The sequence below is a fragment of the Streptomyces sp. NPDC058812 genome (genome assembly GCF_042744565.1).
GTDB lineage: Bacteria > Actinomycetota > Actinomycetes > Streptomycetales > Streptomycetaceae > Streptomyces > Streptomyces thinghirensis.
Window position 1 is genome coordinate 96,088 of record NZ_JBHYOB010000003.1, and the last position, 23,516, is coordinate 119,603.

Annotated in this window: 16 protein-coding genes, 1 tRNA gene and 1 pseudogene; 11 read left to right on the forward strand and 7 right to left on the reverse strand. The window is 71.8% G+C overall.

The genetic code is table 11. The features are described from left to right. Positions 1 to 74: 74 nt before the first annotated feature. The 3 genes from mfd to ACFW48_RS07340 all read right to left on the reverse strand — a co-directional run bounded on the left by mfd (position 75) and on the right by ACFW48_RS07340 (position 7,386). Positions 75 to 3,608, reverse strand: coding sequence for a transcription-repair coupling factor (gene mfd, locus ACFW48_RS07330; protein ID WP_386311270.1), 3,534 nt, complete (start codon positions 3,606 to 3,608; stop codon positions 75 to 77). A gap of 428 nt (positions 3,609 to 4,036) precedes the next feature. Continuing rightward, positions 4,037 to 6,601 carry an ABC transporter permease gene (locus ACFW48_RS07335; RefSeq protein WP_386311271.1) on the reverse strand — a complete coding sequence of 855 codons (2,565 nt, stop codon included), beginning with the start codon at positions 6,599 to 6,601 and terminating at the stop codon, positions 4,037 to 4,039. Next, on the reverse strand, positions 6,598 to 7,386 hold the full coding sequence (locus ACFW48_RS07340) for an ABC transporter ATP-binding protein (RefSeq protein ID WP_386311273.1): 789 nt from the start codon (positions 7,384 to 7,386) through the stop codon (positions 6,598 to 6,600). Before ACFW48_RS07340 ends, ACFW48_RS07335 begins: the two co-directional genes overlap by 4 nt. Before the next feature lie 453 nt (positions 7,387 to 7,839). Between ACFW48_RS07340 and ACFW48_RS07345 the strand changes: the two genes are divergently transcribed. Then, the gene (locus ACFW48_RS07345) at positions 7,840 to 9,351 is read left to right on the forward strand and encodes an MFS transporter (protein ID WP_386311275.1); all 1,512 of its coding nucleotides are present in this window, start codon (positions 7,840 to 7,842) and stop codon (positions 9,349 to 9,351) included. A 111-nt stretch (positions 9,352 to 9,462) separates the two neighbouring features. After that, positions 9,463 to 10,045: pseudogene (locus ACFW48_RS07350) on the forward strand (hypothetical protein); the annotation flags it as partial. On the opposite strand, the gene ACFW48_RS07355 reads toward ACFW48_RS07350, so the two are convergent. From ACFW48_RS07355 to ACFW48_RS07365, 3 genes are all read right to left on the reverse strand, one after another. After that, on the reverse strand, positions 10,014 to 10,904 hold the full coding sequence (locus tag ACFW48_RS07355; protein ID WP_386311277.1) for a cellulose-binding protein: 891 nt from the start codon (positions 10,902 to 10,904) through the stop codon (positions 10,014 to 10,016). The pseudogene ACFW48_RS07350 and the gene ACFW48_RS07355 sit on opposite strands and share 32 nt — an antisense overlap. Before the next feature lie 189 nt (positions 10,905 to 11,093). Next, positions 11,094 to 13,844 carry an SUKH-4 family immunity protein gene (locus tag ACFW48_RS07360; RefSeq protein WP_386311279.1) on the reverse strand — a complete coding sequence of 917 codons (2,751 nt, stop codon included), beginning with the start codon at positions 13,842 to 13,844 and terminating at the stop codon, positions 11,094 to 11,096. 7 nt (positions 13,845 to 13,851) lie between these two features. Beyond that, entirely contained in the window at positions 13,852 to 14,877 is a 1,026-nt protein-coding gene (locus ACFW48_RS07365; RefSeq protein ID WP_386311281.1) for an SMI1/KNR4 family protein, read from the reverse strand. Positions 14,878 to 15,166: 289 nt separating this feature from the next. On the opposite strand from ACFW48_RS07365, the gene ACFW48_RS07370 reads away from it, so the two are divergent. Continuing rightward, positions 15,167 to 15,697, forward strand: a complete 531-nt coding sequence (locus tag ACFW48_RS07370; protein WP_386311283.1) for a YwqJ-related putative deaminase — start codon at positions 15,167 to 15,169, stop codon at positions 15,695 to 15,697. Positions 15,698 to 15,792: 95 nt separating this feature from the next. Continuing rightward, entirely contained in the window at positions 15,793 to 16,287 is a 495-nt protein-coding gene (locus ACFW48_RS07375; protein WP_386311285.1) for an SUKH-3 domain-containing protein, read from the forward strand. Between the two features lie 16 nt (positions 16,288 to 16,303). Here ACFW48_RS07375 and ACFW48_RS07380 read toward each other — a convergent pair whose 3' ends face one another. Continuing rightward, positions 16,304 to 17,617 (reverse strand): sensor histidine kinase, encoded by a 1,314-nt coding sequence (locus ACFW48_RS07380; protein ID WP_386311287.1) that lies wholly within the window; start codon positions 17,615 to 17,617, stop codon positions 16,304 to 16,306. A 135-nt stretch (positions 17,618 to 17,752) separates the two neighbouring features. Between ACFW48_RS07380 and ACFW48_RS07385 the strand changes: the two genes are divergently transcribed. The 7 genes from ACFW48_RS07385 (at position 17,753) to ACFW48_RS07415 (ending at position 23,465) form a co-directional block, all read left to right on the forward strand. After that, on the forward strand, positions 17,753 to 18,616 hold the full coding sequence (locus tag ACFW48_RS07385) for a hypothetical protein (RefSeq protein ID WP_386311289.1): 864 nt from the start codon (positions 17,753 to 17,755) through the stop codon (positions 18,614 to 18,616). Positions 18,617 to 18,630: 14 nt separating this feature from the next. Then, positions 18,631 to 18,705: transfer RNA gene (locus ACFW48_RS07390), tRNA-Gln, on the forward strand. Positions 18,706 to 18,814: 109 nt separating this feature from the next. Continuing rightward, positions 18,815 to 20,263 carry a bifunctional UDP-N-acetylglucosamine diphosphorylase/glucosamine-1-phosphate N-acetyltransferase GlmU gene (gene glmU / locus ACFW48_RS07395; protein ID WP_386311291.1) on the forward strand — a complete coding sequence of 483 codons (1,449 nt, stop codon included), beginning with the start codon at positions 18,815 to 18,817 and terminating at the stop codon, positions 20,261 to 20,263. A gap of 135 nt (positions 20,264 to 20,398) precedes the next feature. After that, positions 20,399 to 21,373, forward strand: coding sequence for a ribose-phosphate diphosphokinase (locus ACFW48_RS07400; protein ID WP_061444301.1), 975 nt, complete (start codon positions 20,399 to 20,401; stop codon positions 21,371 to 21,373). Between the two features lie 199 nt (positions 21,374 to 21,572). After that, positions 21,573 to 22,163 carry a 50S ribosomal protein L25/general stress protein Ctc gene (locus ACFW48_RS07405; protein ID WP_386311293.1) on the forward strand — a complete coding sequence of 197 codons (591 nt, stop codon included), beginning with the start codon at positions 21,573 to 21,575 and terminating at the stop codon, positions 22,161 to 22,163. A gap of 109 nt (positions 22,164 to 22,272) precedes the next feature. Beyond that, positions 22,273 to 22,869 (forward strand): aminoacyl-tRNA hydrolase, encoded by a 597-nt coding sequence (gene pth / locus ACFW48_RS07410; RefSeq protein ID WP_386311295.1) that lies wholly within the window; start codon positions 22,273 to 22,275, stop codon positions 22,867 to 22,869. 83 nt (positions 22,870 to 22,952) lie between these two features. Then, positions 22,953 to 23,465 (forward strand): hypothetical protein, encoded by a 513-nt coding sequence (locus ACFW48_RS07415; RefSeq protein ID WP_310875844.1) that lies wholly within the window; start codon positions 22,953 to 22,955, stop codon positions 23,463 to 23,465. Positions 23,466 to 23,516 lie beyond the last annotated feature (51 nt).

Consider the following 23,516-nt stretch of genomic DNA (forward strand, 5'->3'; position numbering starts at 1 on the left):
CCGCGCCTCGAACACATCGAAGCCGTCCACGGGCCTGTCCCCGTGGACGGCTTCTTCAGCGGGCGAGCGGGCGGCTACGCACCCGGGATCGAGGTCAGGAACTCCCCCACCCAGCCGAGCAACTCGCGCCCGACCAGCGGCTTGCCGCCCACCTTCGCGGTCTTCGGACGGGGTACGAGGACCTGGTGGGCGCCCGCCTTGATGACGCTTCCGGGGTAGAGCCGCTTGAGCCTCAGTTCCTGGGACTCGCGCAACTCCACGGGCGCGAAGCGGATGTTGTTGCCCTGGAGCACGATCTCGCCGACGGCGCACGCCCGCGCGAGCATGCGCAGGCCCGCGACCAGCAGCAGGTTCTCCACCGGTTCCGGCAGCTTGCCGTAGCGGTCGACGAGTTCCTCGCGTACGGCCTTGATGTCCTCCTCGCTGTTGGCGGAGGCGATGGACCGGTACGCCTGGAGCCGCAGCCGCTCGCCGGGGGCGTAGTCGTGCGGGACGTGCGCGTCGACGGGCAGCTCGATCTTGACCTCGAGCGGCGGCTCCTCCTCCACGCCGCCCTCCAGGGAGGCGCGGTAGTCGGCGACGGCCTCGCCGACCATCCGCACGTACAGGTCGAAGCCGACGCCCGCGATGTGGCCGGACTGCTCGCCGCCGAGCAGGTTGCCGGCGCCGCGGATCTCCAGGTCCTTCATCGCCACGTACATGCCCGCGCCCATCTCGGTGTGCTGGGCGATGGTGGCGAGCCGCTCGTGCGCGGTCTCCGTCAGCGGCTTCTCCGGCGGGTAGAGGAAGTACGCGTAGCCTCGGTCGCGGCCTCGGCCGACCCGGCCGCGCAGCTGGTGGAGCTGGCTGAGGCCGAAGTTGTCGCCGCGCTCGACGATGAGGGTGTTGGCGTTGGAGATGTCGATGCCGGACTCGACGATGGTCGTGGAGACCAGCACGTCGAACTTCTTCTCCCAGAAGTCGACGACGACCTGTTCGAGGGCCTGCTCCGACATCTGGCCGTGGGCGGTGGCGATGCGCGCCTCGGGGACGATCTCGCGCAGCCGGGCCGCCGCGCGGTCGATGGACTCGACGCGGTTGTGGATGTAGAAGACCTGGCCCTCGCGCAGCAACTCGCGGCGGATCGCGGCGCCGATCTGCTTCTGCTCGTAGGGGCCGACGAAGGTCAGCACCGGATGGCGCTCCTCCGGCGGGGTGGTGATCGTCGACATCTCGCGGATGCCGGTGACCGCCATCTCCAGGGTGCGCGGGATGGGCGTGGCGGACATGGTCAGGACGTCGACGTTGGCGCGGAGCTTCTTCAGCTGCTCCTTGTGCTCGACGCCGAAACGCTGCTCCTCGTCGACGATGACCAGACCGAGGTCCTTGAACTTCGTCTCGGAGGAGAACAGGCGGTGGGTGCCGATGACGATGTCCACCGAGCCGTCCCGCAGGCCTTCCAGGGTCGCCTTCGACTCGGTGTCGGTCTGGAAGCGGGACAGCGCCCGCACGTTCACCGGGAACTGGGCGTACCGCTCGCCGAACGTCCCGAAGTGCTGCTGCACCAGCAGGGTCGTCGGCACGAGCACGGCCACCTGCTTGCCGTCCTGGACCGCCTTGAAGGCGGCGCGGACCGCGATCTCGGTCTTGCCGTAGCCGACGTCACCGCAGATCAGGCGGTCCATGGGGACCGTCTTCTCCATGTCCTCCTTGACCTCGGCGATGGTGGTGAGCTGGTCCGGGGTCTCCACGTACGGGAAGGCGTCCTCCAGCTCGCGCTGCCAGGGGGTGTCCGCGCCGAACGCGTGCCCGGGCGCCGCCATCCGCGCGCTGTAGAGCTTGATCAGGTCGGCGGCGATCTCCTTGACCGCCTTCTTCGCGCGGGCCTTGGTCTTGGTCCAGTCGGCGCCGCCCAGGCGGTGCAGGGTGGGGGCCTCGCCGCCGACGTACTTGGTGATCTGCTCCAGCTGGTCGGTGGGGATGTAGAGCCGGTCGCCGGGCTGGCCGCGCTTGGCGGGGGCGTACTCCACGACCAGGTACTCGCGGGTGGCGCCCTGCACGGTGCGCTGGACCATCTCGATGTAGCGGCCCACGCCGTGCTGCTCGTGGACGATGTAGTCGCCCGCCTCCAGGGTGAGCGGGTCGATGGTCTTGCGGCGCCGGGCCGGCATCCGGGCGCCCTCGCGGCCGGCGGCCTTCTGGCCGGTCAGGTCGGTCTCGGTGAGCACGGCGAGCTTGAGGGACCGGTCGACGAAGCCGTGGTCGATCGAACCGCAGGAGACGTGCACGACCGAAGGGCTGAGGGTGCCGAGGTCGCTGTCGAGGCGGGCCGCGATGCCCTCGCCGCCGAGGACCTCGACGGTGCGGGCGGCCGGGCCGTGGCCCTCGGTGACGTAGACCGCGCGCCAGCCGTCGGCGAGCCAGCCCTTGGTGTCGGCCAGCGCCTTCGCGGTGTCGCCGCGGTAGGTCTCGGGGGCGTGCATGCCGAGCTTGAGGGTGTCGGCGTCCTCCAGCGCGTCGTCGGCGGCGAAGGGCGACACCGACCACCACATCATGCCCAGCTCGCGGGCGCGCTCCCGGACGTCCGCGATGGACCACAGGGAGGCCGCGTCGACGTCGATCGGCGCCTCACCGCCGCCGGCGGTCGCCGCCCAGGAGGCCTGGAGGAACTCCTGCGACGTGGCGACCAGGTCGGCGGCGCGCGTCCGCACTCGCTCCGGGTCGCAGACGAGCGCCATCGAGCCCTTGGGCAGCACGTCCAGCAGCAGTTCCATGTCGTCGACGAGGACGGGGGCCAGGGACTCCATGCCCTCGACCGCGATGCCCTCGGCGATCTTGCCGAGCAGTTCGCCCAGCTCGGGGTGGTCCTCGGCGAGGACCCGGGCGCGCTCCCGTACGTCGTCCGTGAGCAGCAGCTCGCGGCAGGGCGGGGCCCACAGGCCGTGTTCGGCGACCTCCAGGGAGCGCTGGTCGGCGACCTTGAAGTAGCGGATCTCCTCGACGTCGTCGCCCCAGAACTCGACGCGGAGGGGGTGCTCCTCGGTCGGCGGGAAGACGTCCAGGATGCCGCCGCGCACGGCGAACTCACCGCGCTTCTCCACCAGCTCCACGCGCGCGTACGCGGCGGCCGCGAGGGCCTGGACGACCTCTTCCAGGTCGGCGCTCCGGCCGCTGCTCAGGGCGACCGGCTCCAGGTCGCCGAGACCCTTGACCTGCGGCTGGAGCACGGAGCGTACGGGCGCGACGACGACGGAGACCGGGCCGGTCTCGGGGTCGTCGGGGCGGGGGTGGGCCAGGCGGCGCAGGACGGCCAGGCGGCGGCCGACGGTGTCGCTGCGGGGGCTGAGGCGCTCGTGCGGGAGTGTCTCCCAGGAGGGGTACTCGACCACTCCCTCCTCGGGCAGCAGCGAGCGCAGGGCCGCGGCCAGGTCCTCCGCCTCGCGTCCCGTCGCGGTCACCGCCAGCACCGGGCGGCCCGTCTCGCGGGCCAGTGCGGCGACCGAGAAGGCGCGGGCCGCGGGAGGGCCCACCAGGTCGACGTGCATGCGGTTGCCGTCTGCGGCCGCGGAGATCGCTTCCGCGAGGGCGGTGTCCTTGACGACGGCGTCGAGCAGACCGTGCAGGCTCATGGAGGGGGCGCTTCCGTCCTGGGGTGCTGGGTGCGGGTGCTGGGGTGGAACACGAGTAACCCGGCGGTGTGAGGGCCGGGGGTGTCCAGCGTACGACGCTGCGCTCGCCTGCGCCGGGGGCTGTGGATGACGCCGGGTGCGTGCTGCCGGCGCCACGGTGGCCGAACCAGGGGGCTCCGCCCCCTGGACCCCCGGCCTGTGCCCACCCCACCACCCGACTCGGTCGGCCGAAAGGGGACCCCTCGGGGCGTCGGCCGCCTCGGACGGCCGGTAAGGACCCGGCGCGGAGCCCCCGGACAGGCGGAAAGGGCCGACGCGGAGCCCCCGGCACGGATCGAAAAGGGGCCCGGCGCCGGAAGTCCCGCAGGGCTTCCGGCGCCGGGCCTTTCCCCCGCAACCCCCGTATGCGGTGGCTGTCGGGTCGGCCGCTACTCCGTCGCGATGGCGTTCAGGACGTTCATCCGGCCCGCCCGGAACGCCGGGACCAGGGCGGCGAACAGGCCCACGAAGGCCGAGCCGATGAAGACGCCGATGATCGTCGGCCAGGGGATGTCGAGGACGTTCAGTCCCTCCAGGGCGAGCAGCTTCTGCGCCGTGGCACCCCAGCCCATGCCCAGCCCCAGGCCGAGCAGGGCACCGAAGAGGGCGATGACGACGGACTCCATGCGGATCATGCGGCGCAGCTGGCGGCGGGAGAGACCGATCGCCCGCATCAGGCCGATCTCGCGGGTCCGCTCGACCACCGACAGCGCCAGTGTGTTCACCACACCGAGGATCGCGACGATGATCGCCAGGGCGAGCAGGCCGTAGACCATGTTCAGCAGCTGGCCGATCTGGTCCTTCAGCTCCTGCTTGTAGTCGGTCTGGTCGGCCACCTGGTACTGCGGGTAGGCGTCCAGCGACTTCTTCAGTGCCGCGTACGCCTGCTCCGCCTGGCCGTCCTCGGCCTTGGCGAACATGATCGTGTTCGGCGGGACGCTGTCGGCCGGCAGGTACTTCCGCATCGTCTCGATGCTGATGTACCGCGCGCCCTGGTCGATGGCCACGTCGTCGTCCGTGATCGCGGCGACCTTGAGCTTGGCGGTCTCGCCGCCCTTGAAGGCGACGGAGATCGTGTCGCCGACGTGCACGCCGTGCTTCTTCGCGTAGTCCGCGCCGACCGACATGGCGTCGATACCGTAGGCGGCGGAGAGCTTGCCCTCGGTCGTCGCGCGGTTCACGTCCTGGGCGTAGGTCGGGTCGGCGGCCGTGACACCGTCGTCGTCCGTCTTGCCGTCGGGCGAGGTCAGCGTGGCGTCCAGCATCTTGTAGCGGGTGACGTGCTCCAGGCCGGGCGTGTCCTGCATCGCCTTCTCGGCCTGCGGCACGATCCGCTGGTTGCCCTGGACGATGAAGTCCGCGCCGACGGTCTTGTCCAGCTCGCTGGTGGCCGAGGCGACCATGGAGGAGCCGACCACCGAGAGGCAGGCGACCAGCGCCAGGCCGATCATCAGGGCGGCGCCCGTGGCGCCGGTGCGGCGCGGGTTGCGCAGGGCGTTGCGCTCGGCCAGGCGGCCGACCGGGCCGAAGGCCCGCAGCAGCACCACGCTGATCACCCGGACCACGAAGCCCGCGAGCAGCGGGCCGATGACGACGAAGCCGATGAGGGACAGCACGATGCCCGCGCCGAGCATCAGCGAACCCTCGCTCGCCTTGTCGGCGGCGGCGGCCGTGAACAGGGCGGCGGCACCGGCGCCGGTGAGGACCAGGCCGATCAGGCCGCGTATCCGGCCGGCCTTGCCGTCGGCCGGCGTACCGGCGTCGCGCAGGGCGGCCATCGGGGAGATCCTGCCGGCGCGGCGGGCCGGCAGGTAGGCGGCCAGGACGGTGACCACGATGCCGAGGACCAGGCCGACCACGGGTGTCGCCGTCTTGATGGTCAGATCGTCGGTGGAGAGGTTCATCCCCGCCGCCGACATCAGCTTCATCAGGCCGACGGCGATTCCGACACCGGCCGCGACGCCGAGGATCGAGCCGACGATGCCGAGGAGCAGCGCCTCGACCAGCACCGAGCGGTTGACCTGCCGGCGGGAGGAGCCGATGGCCCGCATGAGGCCGATCTCGCGGGTGCGCTGGGCGACCAGCATGGAGAAGGTATTGATGATCAGGAAGATGCCGACCAGGAACGCGATCCCGGCGAAGCCGAGCATGGCGTACTTGATGACGTTCATGAACTCGCCGAGTTCCTTGCGGTTCTCGTCGGAGTTCTCCTTCGCCGTCTGCACCTTGTAGGTGCCGTCCATGACCTGGGTGACGCTCTGCTTGAGCTGCGCGTCGGAGACACCGTCCGCGGCGGCGACGTTGAGCTGAGTGAACTTGCCGGTTGCGCCGAGCAGTTCGCGCTGGGCGGTGGGCGTGTCGAAGTAGACGACGGCGGCACCGGGGTTGGTCACCGTGAAGGAGGCGATGCCGACGATCTCGGCCTTGAAGTCGCCGGTCTGCGAGATGGTGCGCAGCTCGTCTCCGAGCTTCAGGTCGTGCTTGTCGGCGGTGTCGGCGTCGACCATCAGCTCGGTGGGCCCGCGCGGGGCGTGTCCGGAGGTGATCTCCATCGACCGGAGGTCGTTCTTCGTCCAGTTGCCGGCGATCGTCGGGGCGCCGCTGGTGGCGCCCACGTTGTCGTTGTCACTGTCGACGACGGTCACGTTCATCGAACTGACCACGCCCTCGGCGGACTTGACGCCCTCGGCCGCCCGGACCCGCTCCAGCGCGGACGCCGGCAGCGATTCGGGCACGCCGTTCTGCGGGGCGTCGTCGCTCCTGGCCTCCTTCGGCATGACCGTCACGTCCGAGGACGTGACCGCGAAGAGCTTGTCGAAGGTGGTGTTCATCGTGTCGGTGAACACCAGGGTCCCGCACACGAACGCCACCGACAGCAGCACCGCCACCGCCGAGAGCGCCATGCGGCCCTTGTGCGCGAGGAAGTTGCGCATCGAGGTCTTGACGACGGTCATGACGTGCGCCCCCGGGCGTCGAAGTCCTTCATGCGGTCGAGGACGGCTTCCGCGGTCGGCTTGTACATCTCGTCGACGATCCGGCCGTCGGCGAGGTACAGCACCCGGTCGGCGTAACTGGCGGCCACCGGGTCGTGGGTGACCATCACGATGGTCTGGCCCAGTTCGGTGACCGACCGGCGCAGGAAGCCCAGTACCTCGGCGCCGGCGCGCGAGTCGAGGTTTCCGGTCGGCTCGTCACCGAAGATGATCTCGGGCCGCGCGGCCAGTGCCCGCGCCACCGCGACCCGCTGCTGCTGGCCGCCGGAGAGCTGGGTCGGCCGGTGCTTCAGCCGCCCGGCGAGTCCCACGGTCTCCACGACCCGGTCCAGCCACGCGCGGTCGTACTTGCGCCCGGCGATGTCCATGGGCAGCGTGATGTTCTCGAGCGCGTTCAGCGTCGGGAGGAGGTTGAACGCCTGGAAGATGAAGCCGATCCGGTCCCGGCGCAGCTGGGTGAGCTTCTTGTCCTTCAGACCGGTGATCTCGGTCTCGTCGAGGTATATCTGCCCGCCGGAGACGGTGTCCAGGCCGGCCAGGCAGTGCATCAGCGTGGACTTGCCGGACCCCGACGGCCCCATGATCGCGGTGAACTGGCCGCGGGCGATGTCCACGTCCACGTGGTCGAGGGCGACCACCCGGGTCTCGCCCGATCCGTACGCCTTCACGACCTGACGCGCTCGCGCGGCAACGGCCGTACGCCCTCCAGTGCTCCCGTGCGTGGGAATACTTACGGCCGATGTCATGTCAAGTCTCCTATGTCGGTCATCAGGTGAGCCACTGGTGTCGCCGACGGGCGCTGAGCGGTACCGGTGGACTTGTTGCGTCGTCCTGCTACGTCGAAGAGTCTGGCCGGAACCGGGGACGACCGCGCTGGTGTTCAGCGCACTCTTCTGCTGGGGAAAACCCCACCCCCCGGGGTCCGGTTCGCCGCCCCCCAGCGGCGTAAAGCCAGATTAAGGACGCCACCGGGCCGGTCACGTCCTCCGTCGGTACGAACCCTCCCCGGGCCGTAGTACGGAGGTACCCCTAGGGGCTGTCCACCCTTCGGCGGAGGAGATCTCGGGGTCGTCCTCCGCCCCGGGGCCCCGGAACGCATCGAGCCTCCGCCCTCCCGCGGCGTCAGGGTCAAGTGCGAAGCTGGCCCCGGCAGATGGATGCAAGGGGAACGCAAGGACGGAGGCACCCGGGTGGACGGCGTGGACAGCACTCGCCCCACGGTGGACGAGGCCGGAGCGGGCGCGGGCCCGGGCCGGCGCGGCGCCGTCGTGGCCGCCCTGATGCTCGCGATGGCGCTGTCGGCCCTCGACGCCACGATCGTCTCCACCGCCGTCCCGCAGATCGTCGGCGACCTCGGCGGCTTCTCCCTCTTCTCCTGGCTCTTCTCCGGCTATCTGCTGGCCGTCACCGTCACCATCCCCGTCTACGGCAAGCTCTCCGACACCTACGGCCGCAAACCGGTCCTGGTGGCGGGGGCGGCGCTGTTCCTCCTCGGCTCCCTGCTGTGCGCGCTCGCCTGGAACATGGGCGCCCTGATCGCCTTCCGCGTCCTCCAGGGCCTGGGCGGCGGCGCCCTCCAGGGCACCGTGCAGACGCTCGCCGCCGACCTGTACCCGCTCAAGGAGCGGCCCAGGATCCAGGCCAGGCTGTCCACGGTGTGGGCGGTGTCCGCGATCGCGGGCCCCGGCCTGGGCGGTGTGCTGGCCACGTACGCCGACTGGCGCTGGATCTTCCTCATCAACCTGCCGATCGGCGCTCTCGCCCTGTGGCTGATCGTCCGTCACCTGCACGAGCCCGCACGCGAGGCGTCCGGCACGCGCGCGCGTGTCGACTGGGCGGGCGCGCTGGCCGTGTTCGCCTGCGGCGGCGCCCTGCTCACCGCGCTGGTGCAGGGCGGGGTGGCGTGGCCGTGGCTGTCGGCGCCCTCGCTCGCGCTGTTCGGGACGGGCCTCGCCCTGCTGATGGCCGTGGTGGTGATCGAGCGCCGGGCGGCGGAGCCGATCATCCCCGGCTGGGTGTGGCGCCGCCGCACGATCGCGGCGGTGAACCTCGCGCTCGGCGCGCTGGGGCTGCTGATGGTGGCGCCGACCGTGTTCCTGCCCACCTACGCCCAGTCGGTGCTGGGCCTGGCGCCGGTGGCCGCCGGTTTCGTGCTGTCCGTGTGGACGCTGAGCTGGCCGGTGTCCGCGGCCCTGAGCCAGCACGTGTACCGCAGGATCGGTTTCCGCAACACGGCCATGCTCGGCATCGGCACCGCGTCCCTGATCCTGTTCGCCTTCCCGCTCCTGCCCTATCCCGGCGAGGCCTGGCAGCCGACGCTGCTGATGCTGCTGCTCGGCGCCGCGCTGGGCCTGTTCCAGCTCCCGCTCATCGTCGGCGTCCAGTCCACGGTCGGCTGGTCGGAGCGGGGCACGGCGACCGCGTCCGTCCTCTTCTGCCGCCAGACCGGGCAGACGATCGGCGCGGCGGTCTTCGGCGCGATCGCCAACGGGGTGCTGGCCGCGCGTCTCGGCGGGACGGGCGACCTCGGCGCCGGGGGCCTCGACTCCGTGACGGGGGCGCTGGATTCCGGCACCGCGGACGAGTCCGTGCGGCGGGCGATCGCCGACGCCGTGCACGCCGTCTACCTGGGCGCGGCGGGCGCGGCGGCGCTGGCGTTCCTGGTGCTGCTGGTGGTGGCGCCGCGCCGGTTTCCGGTTCTCCCGGACTGAACTCGCGGACGGGCGCACCCCCGAAGCGCCTGGTCAACGCGGGTAACACCCGTGGCCGGAGCCGCGCGTGCATACCGACCGATCAGTTTGGCCAAAAGGCGCCGCGTCGCCGCCGACTCCCTCGCCCACGACGTGTTCGCCACCCGCGTGCGGGAGATGTCACCGCGCCGCGAGATGACCCTCGCCCGCGTCTGCGCCCTGGCCGTCGGCATCCCCGCGATCCTCCTCGCGACCCCGTCCAGCCCCGCGGCCTCCAGCCCCTGGTCACCCTGTCCTGCTGCCTGGGCGCCTCGGCCATCGCACCCGCCCTGGTCTACGGCCTCTTCTGGCGCCGCTACACCCGCGCCGGGCTGCTCAGCACCCTCATCGGCGGCTCGCTGGCCGTGCTGCTGTGATGCCGGGCACCAACCTGGTCTCCGGCTCGCCCGTCTCCGCCTTCCCCGACGCCGACTTCAACTGGTTCCCGTTCACCACCACGGGCCTGGTCTCCATTCCCCTGGGCTTCGCCTGCGGCTGGCTGGGCACCATGCTCTCCGGCCGGCACAAGGCGGAGGCGCAACGCCGCCGGTACGAGGCCGTGGAGGGCTCGATCCTGGCGGGGGCGGTGCGCGGGGGCGGCCGACGGCGACCGGCATCGCGGGCGCGGGCCGGCATTCCCGATGTCACTCCACGGCCCGCCCCGTCAGCGAACTGAGGTTGCTGCGTACGGAGGCCATGTGGGCCTGGAGTTCGTCCCACCGCTCCCCGTGCTCGCGCAGCACGCGCTCCGTGTCGCGGGCGATCCGCTCCTGGCGCGCCCGGGCCTCGGCGACCACCTCGGCCGCCCGGGCCCGGGCCTCCTCCTGCCGCCGCCCGGCCGCCTTTTCCGCGTCGGCCAGAGCCTCCCCCGCCTCACACAGCTCCTGCTCGGCACGGGCCACCAGCTCCGCGTGGTGCGCGTCCAGGGCACGCGCCCGCTCGTCCTCCGCCCGCTCCTCCGCGGCGCGCCGTTCGGCCAACTCCCTGCCCTGCTCGGCGAGCATCCCGGTGGTCCGCTTCCGCATCTCGCGCAGCGCGGACAGCGCCTCTCCGCGCCCGGCCTTCACCTCGCGCCGGGCCTCGATCCGCGTCTCGTCGGCCTCCGCGCGGGCGGCCAGCAGCCGATGCCGGGCCCGTTCGTCGGCCTCGGCGCGTACGGCGTCGGCGTGCGCCTGTGCCGCTTCACGCACGCCGGCCGCGTGCGCCCGGGCATCCTCCATCAGGCCCTCCGCCGCCCTGCGCGCCCTCTCCCGTACGGCCTCGGCCTCCTCCTGGCCGAGCTGGAACAGGCGCCGCGCGCTCTCCCCGAGCGCCTCGTAGTCCTGCGAGGTGAGCTGGGCGACCACATCCCGCAGGTCCTCCAGCTCCTCCTCCATCTCCCGGGCGAGCACGGTGAGCCGGGCGGCCCGTTCCCAGGCCGCGTCACGCTCCCGGGAGAGTGCCTCGGCACACGCCTCCACCTGCTCGGGACGGTAGCCGCGCTCGCGCCCGCGTACGGTCACGAAGCCGTGGGGAGGCGCCGATGCGCTGCTCATGCTCATCACCCCTGTGGTGAACCTGCCGCACTAAATGGACTTAACCGACTTTATGGATCGTTCGTAAGCCCTCATAATGCGACACACCGCACGCGAACGGGCGGGGCCCGGTCGCCTCACAGGTCGACCGGGCCCCGCCCGTCGGATACGTCAGGGATACGTCAGGGATACGTCAGCGGCGCGGACGCCTCACAGCAGCCCGTCCCACATCTGCTCCAGCAGCACCGACCACCAGCTCTCCGGCGAGCCGAGCGCCGCCGGGTCCAGCGCGGCCAGCTGTGCCTGGAAGTCCACCGTCCAGCGGCCCGCCTGCTCCTGGTTCAGACCGAACCTGAGCCGCCACATCCGGCCCAGCAGCGCCAGGCAGCGCGCGAACTCCGGCAGCCCCGAGTTCACGAACTGCGGCGGCACGGGCGCACCGCCCGGCCCCGCCTCCACCGGCACCGCCACGATGGCCGCCGTGCCGTACTGCACACAGATCGCCCGGCCGAAGTCACTGCCCACGACGAGGTACGAACCCGCGTCCGAGGCCGGCTGCACCCCTCGCTCGGCAGCCAGCTCCGCCAGCGTCGGCACCGGGCGCCCCGGCTGGGCCTGCGCCCAGAAGAACGGCCCCATGTCCATCGGCAGACCCGCCGCCACCAGCGTGTGCGCCACGACCGGCGGCACGCCCTGCCGGGACACCGCGGCCTGCTCGAACCGGAAGACACCCGGACCGAACGCGCCGCCCAGCTCCTGCCCGATGGCCTCCGGCGGAACCGGCGGCACCGGCTGCACGTGCGGCAGCGGAGCACGCACCGGCGCCGGACGGGCCGGCCCGTCTGCCACCTGATGCAACTCGCCCTGGTGTGCCAGCAGTTGCTGCATGCCCTGCTGCCGGCTCGCGTGGTCCGTGCCGTACGGCGCGATGGAGGTGATCCGCGCCTGCGGCCACTGCTCCCGGATCATCCGCGCGCAGTACGCGCCCGGCAGCTCGCACGACTCCAGCTCCGTGTGCAGCTCCAGCACCTGGTCCGGCGGCACGTTCATGGCCCGGAGTTCGTGGAAGATCTGCCACTCAGGGTGCGGCGTACCCGGCGCCGAACGCCGGATCAGCTGCTGCTCGGAACCGTCCTGCGCGCGATAGCGCAGCACTGCCTGGTAGCCGGGACCGACGGTCGGCAGACCGGCGGGCTGCTGCGGATAGCCGTACGCCGGCGGCTGACCGGGTACGGGCCCGCCGGGCGGCGGCATGGCACCGGGCGCACCGGGCACACCGGGCGGCATGGGCTGTGCGGCACCCGGGCCACCGGGGACGCCGGGACCACCGGGGACGCCCGGAGCGCCCGGAGGCGGCGGAGGCGTGCCGGGGCCACCCACCGGGGGCGCGGCCAGCACGGTCTGCGCATGGTGCACGGCGCCACCCGCGCCGCCCGAGGAACCGTGCGGGCCGGGCGCACCCGGAGCGGCAGGGGGCGGCGGCGTACCCGGACCGCCGGGCGCACCCGGGGCGCCGGGCGCACCGGGAGGGGCCGGAGGGCCGGGCGGACCGGGCGGCTGGGGCGCCCCGCCGCCCGTCCGGCCCGGGTCGGCCAGCATCGTGGCGGCATGGTGCATCCCGCCCGGGGGCGTCCCGCCGGGGGAACTCGGCGGAGGCGGTGTACCCGGCGTGCCGGGGGCACCCTGACCGGCCGGAGGCTGCGGCGCGTTCGGCGGAGGCGGTGTACCCGGGCCATCCGGGCCACCCGGCCCCTCGGGACCGAGCGACGACACCATCTGCGTCGGCACGTAACCACCCGCCGGCGCACCCGGCGCGGACGGCGGAGGCGTGTTTCCCGGCCGCGCGCCCGGCGCACCCGGCGCGGACGGCGGAGGCGGCGTGGCCGAACCACCGCCACGGCGCGGCGGCGCCGCCTTGCTGGTCGCGGCGTCGGCGATCTCCCCGGCGTTCGGCGCGAGCGGCCGGGCCGGTGTGGCGTGCGCACCGGGACCGGCGGGCGGCTGCGGCCCGGCCGGTGCCGGCGGCGCGGGTGGCGCGGGTGGCGCGGGTGGCGCGGGTGGCGCGGGTGGCGCGGGTGGCGCGGGTGGCGGTGTGCCCGCCCCCGCGGACGCGGCCGGCGCGTTCGGGTCGTCGATCGCCGGCGAGAGCGCCGTGGGCGGAAGCCCGCTGCCGCCCGACATCAACGCCGTCTTGGCGTCCGGCGTCGCCGCGGGCGGCGGCGTGTCGTCGTCGGCACCGCTCAGCGGCGGCGCGAACACGGTCTCGGGCAGCGGTACGGAACGGTCCTCACCGGCGTCCGCGTTGGTGTCCGTCCCCGCCCAGGGCGTCGCCCCGGCAGGCGCGCCCGGCGCACCGGACGCGCCCGCGCCCGTCCCGGAGCCACCGGCACCACTCGCCCCGGCGGCCGGCCACGCCGTACCGCTCCCCCGCGCGTCCGCGGGAGCCGCCGGTGCCGACGGCGCCCCGGCCTGCGTCTCGGGAAGCGCCCCGGCGCCCGCCCCGGCCGGAGCCCCGGCCCCGATACCGGCGCCGCCGGCGCCACCGGTGTCACCGCCGCCGTCGTGGTCCCCCCGCCGGCGGTCCGGGATGCCCAGCTTGTCCGCCGCCTCCTGCAACCACTCCGGTGGACTCAGCAGGAACGACGTCTGGTTCAGGTCCACCCGCGCCGCGGGCGCCGGCGCCGGCTCCGCGGCCTCGTCGGGACGGCCGTACTCCTCCTCGTACCGGCGGATCACCTCACCCACCGGCAGCGAGGGCCACAACGTCGCCTCGCCGCTGTCCCGGGCGATCACCAGCCGCTGCGCGCCCCCGTCCGAACGCGGCCCGTCCGCACGGTCCTCGGCCCACACCACGAACCCGAGGTCGAACTCCCGCACCCGCACCTCACGGTGCTGGTACGCCGGCAGCTCGCCGTTGACCCACTCCTCCGCGCGCTCCTGCGCCTGCGCGAACGTCACCATCGTCAGCTCACTCCCCTACAGACGCCGACGTCACGGGCACCGCACGCGCGAAACCGCCGTCCACCATCAGGTTCGCCACCGTCTCCAGCTCCGGCGGGGACCCCGCCAGCCGCGACAGGAACACGTCGAAGTCCTCACCGCACGGCAGCAGCAACCGCTCCACCCGATCCGCCGGTGGCACCGAGGGGTCCACGTCCCGCACATCGTCGTAGGCGCAGAACCACACCGAACCGATCCGGTCGCCCTTCACCTTCACCGCGAGCAGACCGCCCTGGACGAACGCGACGCCGAGATAGTCCTTGGTCAGGTGGTCCCGCAGACACTTGTTGACATAGACGAGGTCGTTGACCGCCGCCTCCTCACGCACCGTGAAGAACGGCTGGTCGACCAGCAGCCCCAACTCGGCGTCGAGCGCCGTACCCACCGGCGCGCAGCCGCCCGCCGCCTTCAGGAACGAGCGGTAGGCGCCCGGCAGCCGGTACCCGAGGTCCTCCTCGACGCCCAGCACCTGCTGCTCCGACACGGCGACACCCGACTTCGGGAGACCGAAGTGCGCCGGACGCGTCTCCTGGAGGGGCCGCGTCCCGCGCTTGCCCTGGTCCACCGCCGCCGTCGCGATCCCGCCGTGGTGGCGCAGCAGCGCCTTCACCTCGACCGGCACCAGCTCCATCCGCCGCGACCCGGCCACGTGGTGCCACGTCCAGCCGTGCGGCGTCGCCACCGCCGGGACCGTGTCCCACAGCTCGTGCCCCGACGCCGACAGCGCGGCGTTCGCCGACACGTAGTCCGTCAGCCGCAGCTCGTCGACCCCGAAACCCTCCGGCGGGTCCGCGATCTCCGCCACCGCGCGGGCGTACGGCGAGAAGACGGGGTAACCGCCCTCGTCGACCCGTACCCCTCTCGGGTGACGTGCCGCCCGCACCGGATCCGGGAAATGTACGACCTGCCCGGCGTAGGCCGCGTTCGGCGGCGCGGCGTGTCCCCCGTCCTGGCGGCCGGGAGGTGCCCCCAGCCCGAGCCGACCTGTCGTCATGGCGGTTGCCCCCTGCGGCGTCTGTCTGATCTGTGTCTGTCTGATCTGTCTGCACTGTCCGGTCACCGCACGCGATCGCGGTGCCGACAGCCTATGCGGTACGACGAGACCGGTCACCGGCGCCGGACCCCGCACCCGAGACCCACCCCTCCGCTTCCGTGACCTGCCGTCACCCTCCCGTGACGGAACGCCCATACCCGGGCGTGTCGCCACGCCCCAGCTTCCGCAGCAGCCACGGGATTTGGCAGTCTGTGACCTTCGGGGGGATGCTCAGGAGGGGAAGATGATCATGAGTGCGACACAGACGGGACCTCACACCGGGCGGTCCGGCGACCCCCGGGGCGGCGACCCCCGCATCGGCTGGAGCGCCACCGACGCCCTCCACGTCCCCGCCCTCCAGCACCGCCGCGACGGCATACTCCCCACCGTCGCCGCCGCACTCTCCGTGCGCGGCACCACGCTCACGGGCACCGCCACCCGCGCCGACACGCCGCCCGCCCTGCACCACCTCGTACAGGACTTCCTCGACACCCTCACCAGTGGCCAACGCGACCGTTACACCGGCCGCTGCGCCGAGACCATCCTCATCTCACGGCACCTGGCCACCGCGGACGCCGCCCGCAGCAAACGCGCCGCACGCAAACCCATGACCAACGGCGAAGCCCGCAAGGCGCTCAAGCACGCCAAGCTCACCACCCGCCGCATCCGCGAGGACGGCGACCCCCTGCACGGCAGCTTCGCCGCACCGTGCCGTGCCTGCACAGCCCTCAGCGCCCACTTCGGTGTCCGCATCGTGGACCCCACCGCGAACGACGACTGACACACCGGCGACCGACGCCGACAACCGATCCGCGCCGCACGGCACGACCGAGCCGCCAGAGCCGACCGCAACGAACCAAGGGCGACCAAGGGCAGATGCAAGCCGACCGCACCTCCACCACCCGCTTCCCCGTCCCCGTCGACGCCGCCCTGCGCGACGCCGGCTGGCAACCCGGGCGCTGGGACATCAAGCAGGCCGAGATCTGGGCCGACGCCCTGCGCGAGCACACCTCACCCGCCGGGCACCGGCACACCGTCTTCCCCGCCGCGGTCGAGGCCTGGGCCGAATTCGGCGGCCTCCACATCGCCCCCGCCGGCCCCGGCCGCCAGATCGCCCCCGCCACCCTGCACCTGGACCCCCTGCACGGCCTCCACATGGCCCGCACCCTCGGCGACCTCGGCCGCGCCCTCGGCACCCAGACCTGCCCCCTCGGCACCGAGACCGACAGCCAGGCCCTCATCGCCATCGACACCGAAGGGCGCGTCTACGCCCTCGACCACACCGGCGACTGGTACCTCGGCCCCGACATCGACCAGGCCCTCGCCACCCTCGTCGCCGGCGCCCAGCCGGCCCGCCTCACCACGGGCTGACAGGTCACCCTCGCGGCTACGACGCCGGAATCACCGCCGACACCCGGAAACCCCCCGCGTCGGTCGGCCCCGACACGAACACGCCGCCCAGAGCGGTCACCCGCTCCTTCATCCCGACCAGCCCGTTGCCACCCGACGGCAACCGCGCCGACGACGACTCCTCCGGCGGCGGCTCGTTCTCCACCTGCATCGCGATCTCCGACACCCGATGCGCCAGCCGCACATACGTCTTCGCGCCCGCCGCGTGTTTGTGGACGTTCGTCAAGGCCTCCTGCACCACCCGGAACGCCGTCGACTCCACCTCCGCCGCATACGAGCGCCCCTCCCCCTCCACGGACAGGTTCACGACCATCCCGGCCGCCTCCGACTGTCCGATCAACTCGTCCAGCTCGGACAGACTCGGCCCGTCGGCGAGCCCCTCACCGTCATCCGCGGCCCGCGAGGCCGCCACCGCCGCGGCCACCCCCACCGCCGCCAACGGCACCGACGACGGCTCGGCACGCCCGGTGCCCCCGCCGCTGCGCAGCACTCCGAGCATCTCCCGCAGTTCCGTCAGCGCCTGCCGCCCCATGTCCCCCACCAGCGCGGCGTTCTTCACCGCCTTCTCGGGGTCTTTCCGAGCCACGGCCTGAAGCGCGGCGGCGTGCACCACCATCAGACTCACCCGGTGCGCGACCACGTCGTGCATCTCCCGCGCGATCCGCGTCCGCTCCTCGTTGCGCGCCCACTGCGCCCGCTCCTCCGCACGCTCGGCGAGCAACTGAAGCTCCCGCTCCAGACTGTCCGCCCGCTCCCGCAGGCTCTCCATCAACCGCCGCCGCGCCCCCACGTACATGCCCAGCAGCAGCGGCGGCGCGGTCATCCCCAGGGACGTCCCGATCGACGCGAACGGAAGGAACCAGTCCCCGAAATCGATGCCGTCCCGCGCCATGTCCTGCCGCAGCCGCACGAACGTCACGATCAGCGTCCCCAGGAACGACATCCCGGCCAGCGACCCGATGATCCGCCGCGGCAACTCCGACGCCGCCAGCGTGTACAGGCCGACGACGCCCAGCAGGAAGCCCATCTCGGCCGGCGTGATGGCGATCCCCACCAGCACGACCGCGAGCGGCCACTTCCTCCGCACCACCAACACCGAACCGGCCAGCAACCCGAAGACGACCCCCGCCGCCATCGGAATCCCGGCGTCCCGCGCGAACGGGACCCCCTCCACCGCGCACTCCAACGCGGACACGGCACCGAGGCTCACATCGAGCACCGCACCGCGCCGCCTGTCCCACCACCAAGGCCCACCCCGGGCCGGTACGTGGTCTTCCCCCGTCGTGGTCATGCCCTCCAGCCTACGGGCGGGGGGCGGCACATTTCCGGTGACTTTCGACAAGCGATAGGACGCGATATCCCTCGAACTGGTGAACCCCACGCCGTTCACCTCCGGAGGTGAGGATTCCGGCCGGACGGTATGCCCATGGCACATTCACCGAACAAGTACGCCGACTTCGAGGGGCTGCGGGAGCGGGCGGTGGCGCTGCGGCGCGAAGGACTCAGCCGACGCCAGATCCGCGACCGACTGCACGTCGACAACAACGACATCCTCAACCGGCTCCTGGAGGGCGAGCCGCCCCCGGAGTGGACGAAGCGCCCGAACGCGAAGGACGACGTCAGGGAGCGGGCACGGGAGCTACGGCTCCAGGGATGGACGTACGACCAGATCCAGGTGGAGCTGGGGTGCAGCAAGAGCTCGATCTCGCTGTGGGTGCGGGATCTGCCGAAGCCGGAGCGACGGAAACGGACACGTGAGGACGCTTCGGCGATCGCCAAGCGCGGCTGGGAGGCGACGCTGCGTCTTCGAGAAGAGGAACGTCTGCGAACCAAGCAGGCAGCAACCCAGGAGATCGCGCAAATGACCGATCGGGAGCTGTTCCTGGTGGGCGTGGGGCTCTACTGGGCCGAAGGCTCCAAGAGCAAGCCCTACCGGCGACAGGAGCGGGTTACCTTCGTCAACAGCGACCCCGACATGATCACGCTGTTCCTCGCCTGGCTGCGGCTGCTCCGCGTTGAGCCGGGGCGTCTCAAGTTCGCCGTGCACATCCACGAGACCGCCGACGTGGCAGGCGCCGAGCAGTTCTGGACAGACCATGTGGGCATTGAACGCACAGCGCTTCTCAAGACGACGCTGAAGAAGCACAACCCCAGCACGAACCGCAAGAACACTGACGAGACCTACTACGGCTGCCTCCGCGTCGATGTCCGCGGAGGAGCCGATTTGTACCGTCGCATCGAAGGCTGGTGGTCTGGCATGGTGGTGGAGGCCAAGCGGCGAACCGCGTAGGCTGCACCCGGTAATCCCCCGTGGTGTAATCGGCAACACGCGTCGCTTTGGACGATGTATTTCAGGTTCGAGTCCTGGCGGGGGAGCCATGCTCGGTTTCGGGCCCTGACTCCACAGTCAGGGCCCGCACTCATGTCCCCCACAAACCACCCCGGTATCCTGCGGATGTCCACCCCACCCAAAGCCGAAGGGCATCCCGTGAGCGCCATTCGCCCGGCAGCCGTCGTCGTTCTCGCAGCGGGTGAGGGCACCCGTATGAAGTCGGCCACACCCAAGGTCCTGCACGAGCTGTGCGGCCGGTCCCTCGTTGGGCACGTGCTCGCCGCCGCCGGTGAGCTGGACCCCGAGAACCTGGTCGCCGTCGTCGGGCACGCCCGCGAGAAGGTCACCGCGCACCTCGCCGAGGTCGCCCCCGGCGTACGCACCGCCGTGCAGGAGCAGCAGAACGGCACCGGGCACGCGGTGCGGATGGGCCTGGAGGCGCTGGGCGGTGCCGTCGACGGGACCGTGGTCGTGGTCTGCGGCGACACTCCCCTCCTCACCGGCGAGACGCTCCGGGCCCTCGCCGCCACCCACACCGCCGACGGGAACGCCGTCACGGTGCTGACGGCCGAGGTGCCGGACGCGACGGGGTACGGCCGGATCGTGCGGGACGGCGCCTCCGGTGCCGTCACGGCGATCGTGGAGCACAAGGACGCGTCCGAGTCGCAGCGGGCGATCCGGGAGATCAACTCGGGCGTCTTCGCCTTCGACGGTCAGCTGCTCGCCGACGCGCTCGGCAAGGTGCGGACGGACAACAGCCAGGGCGAGGAGTACCTCACCGACGTCCTCGGCATCCTCCGCGAGGCCGGTCACCGGGTCGGCGCGTCCGTGGCCGGTGACCACCGGGAGATCGCGGGGATCAACAACCGCGTGCAGCTCGCCGAGGCCCGCCGGGCCCTGAACGACCGGCTGCTGACGCGGGCCATGCTGGCCGGCGTGACCGTCGTCGACCCGGCGACGACGTGGGTCGACGTGACGGTGACCTTCGAGCAGGACGTCGTCGTCCACCCGGGTACGCAGCTGCACGGTTCCACGCACCTCGCCGAGGGCTGCGAGGTCGGGCCGAACTCCCGCCTCACGGACACCCGTGTCGGTGCGGGCGCCCGCGTGGACAACACGGTCTCCCTGGGTGCCGTGGTCGGTCCGGAGGCGACGGTGGGTCCGTACGCGTATCTGCGGCCCGGCACCCGGCTCGGCCAGAAGGCCAAGATCGGTACGTACGTCGAGACGAAGAACTCCTCGATCGGCGAGGGCACCAAGGTCCCGCACCTCTCCTACGTGGGTGACGCGACGATCGGCGAGTACACGAACATCGGCGCGGCGAGCGTCTTCGTGAACTACGACGGGGAGAGCAAGCACCACACGACCGTCGGCTCGCACTGCAAGACGGGTTCGGACAACATGTTTGTGGCTCCTGTCACGGTCGGGGACGGTGCCTACACCGCCGCCGGTTCGGTGATCACGAAGGACGTGCCGCCCGGTTCGCTGGCCGTGGCCCGTGGCCAGCAGCGGAATATCGAGGGTTGGGTGGCTCGTAAGCGTCCGGGGAGCGCGGCGGCGAAGGCGGCCGAGGCGGTGTCCCGGGAGGCCGGCGGCGAAGGCTGACCGGAAACCGGCGCGCCGAACACGGCGTACCGTGATAAGTGCACATCCGCACCCCCACCAGCTGAGACGCCTCCCGCACCCAGCCGGAAGAGCGCCCGTGACGCTCAGCTGCGAAACCTCTGAGGAGAAAGTGCTGTGACCGGGATCAAGACGACCGGCGAGAAGAAGATGATGTTCTTCTCCGGCCGCGCCCACCCCGAGCTTGCCGAGGAGGTCGCCCAGCAGTTGGGTGTCGGGGTCGTCCCGACGAAGGCCTTCGACTTCGCCAACGGCGAGATCTACGTGCGTTATCAGGAGTCGGCGCGCGGTGCGGACTGTTTCCTGATCCAGAGCCACACGGCCCCGATCAACAAGTGGGTCATGGAGCAGCTGATCATGATCGACGCGTTGAAGCGCGCGTCGGCCCGCTCCATCACCGTCATCGTGCCGTTCTACGGTTACGCGCGGCAGGACAAGAAGCACCGGGGACGTGAACCGATTTCGGCGCGTCTGATCGCGGACCTGATGAAGACGGCGGGTGCGGACCGGATTCTCGCCGTGGATCTGCACACGGACCAGATCCAGGGCTTCTTCGACGGTCCGGTGGACCACCTGTTCGCGCTGCCGCTGCTCGCGGACTACGTGGGTGCGAAGGTGGACCGCTCGAAGCTGACGGTGGTCTCCCCGGACGCGGGCCGGGTGCGGGTGGCGGACCGCTGGTGCGACCGTCTGGGCGCGCCGCTGGCGATCGTGCACAAGCGTCGCGACAAGGACGTGGCGAACCAGGTCACCGTGCACGAGGTCGTCGGTGACGTGAAGGGCCGGATCTGCGTTCTGGTCGACGACATGATCGACACCGGTGGCACGATCTGCGCCGCTGCTGACGCCCTGTTCGCGCACGGCGCGGAGGACGTCATCGTGACGGCGACGCACGGTGTGCTGTCGGGTCCGGCGGCGGACCGGCTGAAGAACTCGAAGGTGAGCGAGTTCGTGTTCACGAACACGCTGCCGACGCCGAACGAGCTGGAGCTGGACAAGATCACGGTGCTGTCGATCGCGCCGACGATCGCGCGTGCGGTGCGTGAGGTGTTCGAGGACGGTTCGGTGACGAGCCTGTTCGACGAGCAGTAACCGTTCTGCGGGGCGTCGCCCCTGATCGTTTTGGGTACGGCCTTCCTCTCCGAGTAGACTGCTGAAGTTGCTCGGCGAGGGAGGCCGTACTCGTCTTTTCCAAGGCGTGGGTACGGCGGTCCGTAATCGACGCGCTCTTCGTAGCAGGCCGTTCGTGGCCGGGTGACCACGTCCGTTCTACTTTCTACGAGGAGTGATCATGTCCGAGGTGAAGCTCACCGCCACGACGCGCAGCGAGTTCGGCAAGGGTGCCGCGCGCCGCATCCGCCGTGACCACAAGGTTCCGGGTGTTCTGTACGGTCACGGTTCGGACCCGCTGCACCTGACGCTTCCGGGTCACGACCTGCTGATGGCGCTGCGCACGCCGAACGTCCTGATCGCGCTGGACATCGACGGCAAGACCAACGAGCTGGCGATCCCGAAGTCCGTGCAGCGTGACCCGATCAAGGGCTTCCTGGAGCACGTCGACCTTCAGCTGGTGCAGCGTGGCGAGACGGTCAGCGTCGAGATCTACGTGCAGACCGAGGGCGAGCTGGCCCCGGGCGGCAACCTGCTGGAGCACGTTCTGAACGCGCTGCCGGTCGAGGCCGAGGCGACGCACATTCCGGAGTCGGTCACCGTCTCCGTCCAGGGCCTGGAGGCCGGCGCCTCCATCCTGGCCAAGGACATCCCGCTCCCGGCCGGCACCAAGCTGGCCGTCGAGGAGGACACGGTCGTCCTCCAGGTTCTGGCCGCGCAGGCCGAGGAAGCCCCCGCCGAGGGTGAGGGCGAAGAGGCCGCCGAGGCCTGATCCTCGCTACGGTCTTCGTTCGTCGGCCGCTGTTCCCGTGCGGGGCAGCGGCCGACGCGCATGTGTGGACGGGGTGGACTGGTATGAGGGATACGAAGGAGACAGGGACGTGACGACGGACGCGGGTGCGCCCTGGCTGGTGGCCGGTCTCGGCAATCCGGGCCCCGAGTACGCCTCGAACCGGCACAACGTCGGTTTCATGGTGGCGGATCTGCTGGCGGAGCGGATCGGGGCACGATTCAAGCGGCACGGCAAGGCGCAGGCGCAGGTGGTCGAGGGGCGGATCGGGCCACCGGGGTCGGCCAACCGGCGGGTGATCCTGGCGAAGCCGATGTCGTTCATGAATGTGTCGGGCGGGCCGGTGACGGCATTGCGGGACTTCTACAAGGTGCCGGTCGGCAACATCGTGGCGATCCACGACGAGTTGGACATCGACTACGGCGTCCTGCGGCTGAAGCTGGGCGGCGGCGACAACGGCCACAACGGGCTGAAGTCGATCACGAAGGCGCTCGGGTCCGACTACCACCGGGTGCGGTTCGGGATCGGGCGGCCGCCGGGCCGGATGCCGGTGGCCGACTTCGTGCTGCGGGACTTCTCGTCGACGGAGCGCAAGGAGCTGGACTACTTCGTGGACCGCGCGGCGGACGCGGTCGAGGCTCTGGTGATCGAGGGGCTGGAGCGGGCGCAGAGCGCGTACAACTCCTGACGTGCGCCTCGCGCCCGCGTACAACTCCGGACTTGTCCGTCGATGGTTCGCGGGCGAGTTGACCCAACGCACAGGTATGGCCAATGATCCCGGCCATGCCTGCCTCAGCCGCCGCCGCTGCCCGTCCCCGTCAGGCCTCACGCGCCGTGCTGCGGTTCGGCCGGGTCGCGGCGATGGGCACGGTGACGGCGCTGATCCTGATCGCGGGTGTGTGGGCGTCCTGGGGTACGGCGCAGCACGTGCTGCTGACCAAGGGGCGGGAGCAGGGCACGGTCGAGGTGACGCGGTGCGGCGGGGGTACGTGCAGTGGGCCGTACGCGCCGGTGTCGGCGGGGTCGCAGGCGCGGGAGCGGGTCGTCATCGAGGATTCGGTCGCCGTGGCGAAGGGGCGGACGTACTCCGTGGTGATGAAGCCCGGCAGTGACGACGTGGTGCGTTCGGGTCCGGCGGGGGTGCTGTACGCGTGGGTGCCGTTGGGCGGGGCGCTGCTGCTGGCGTCGGTGGTGGTGGCGGGCGGTCTGCGGCGCACACGGGCGGGGTGGGTGATGGCCGGGGCGGGCGTGGCCTTGCTGACGGCGGCGTTCGTGGCGGTGTGAGGCCCCCGCGCGGACATACGTGCCGACGTACGTGACGGTGCCCCCGTGCTC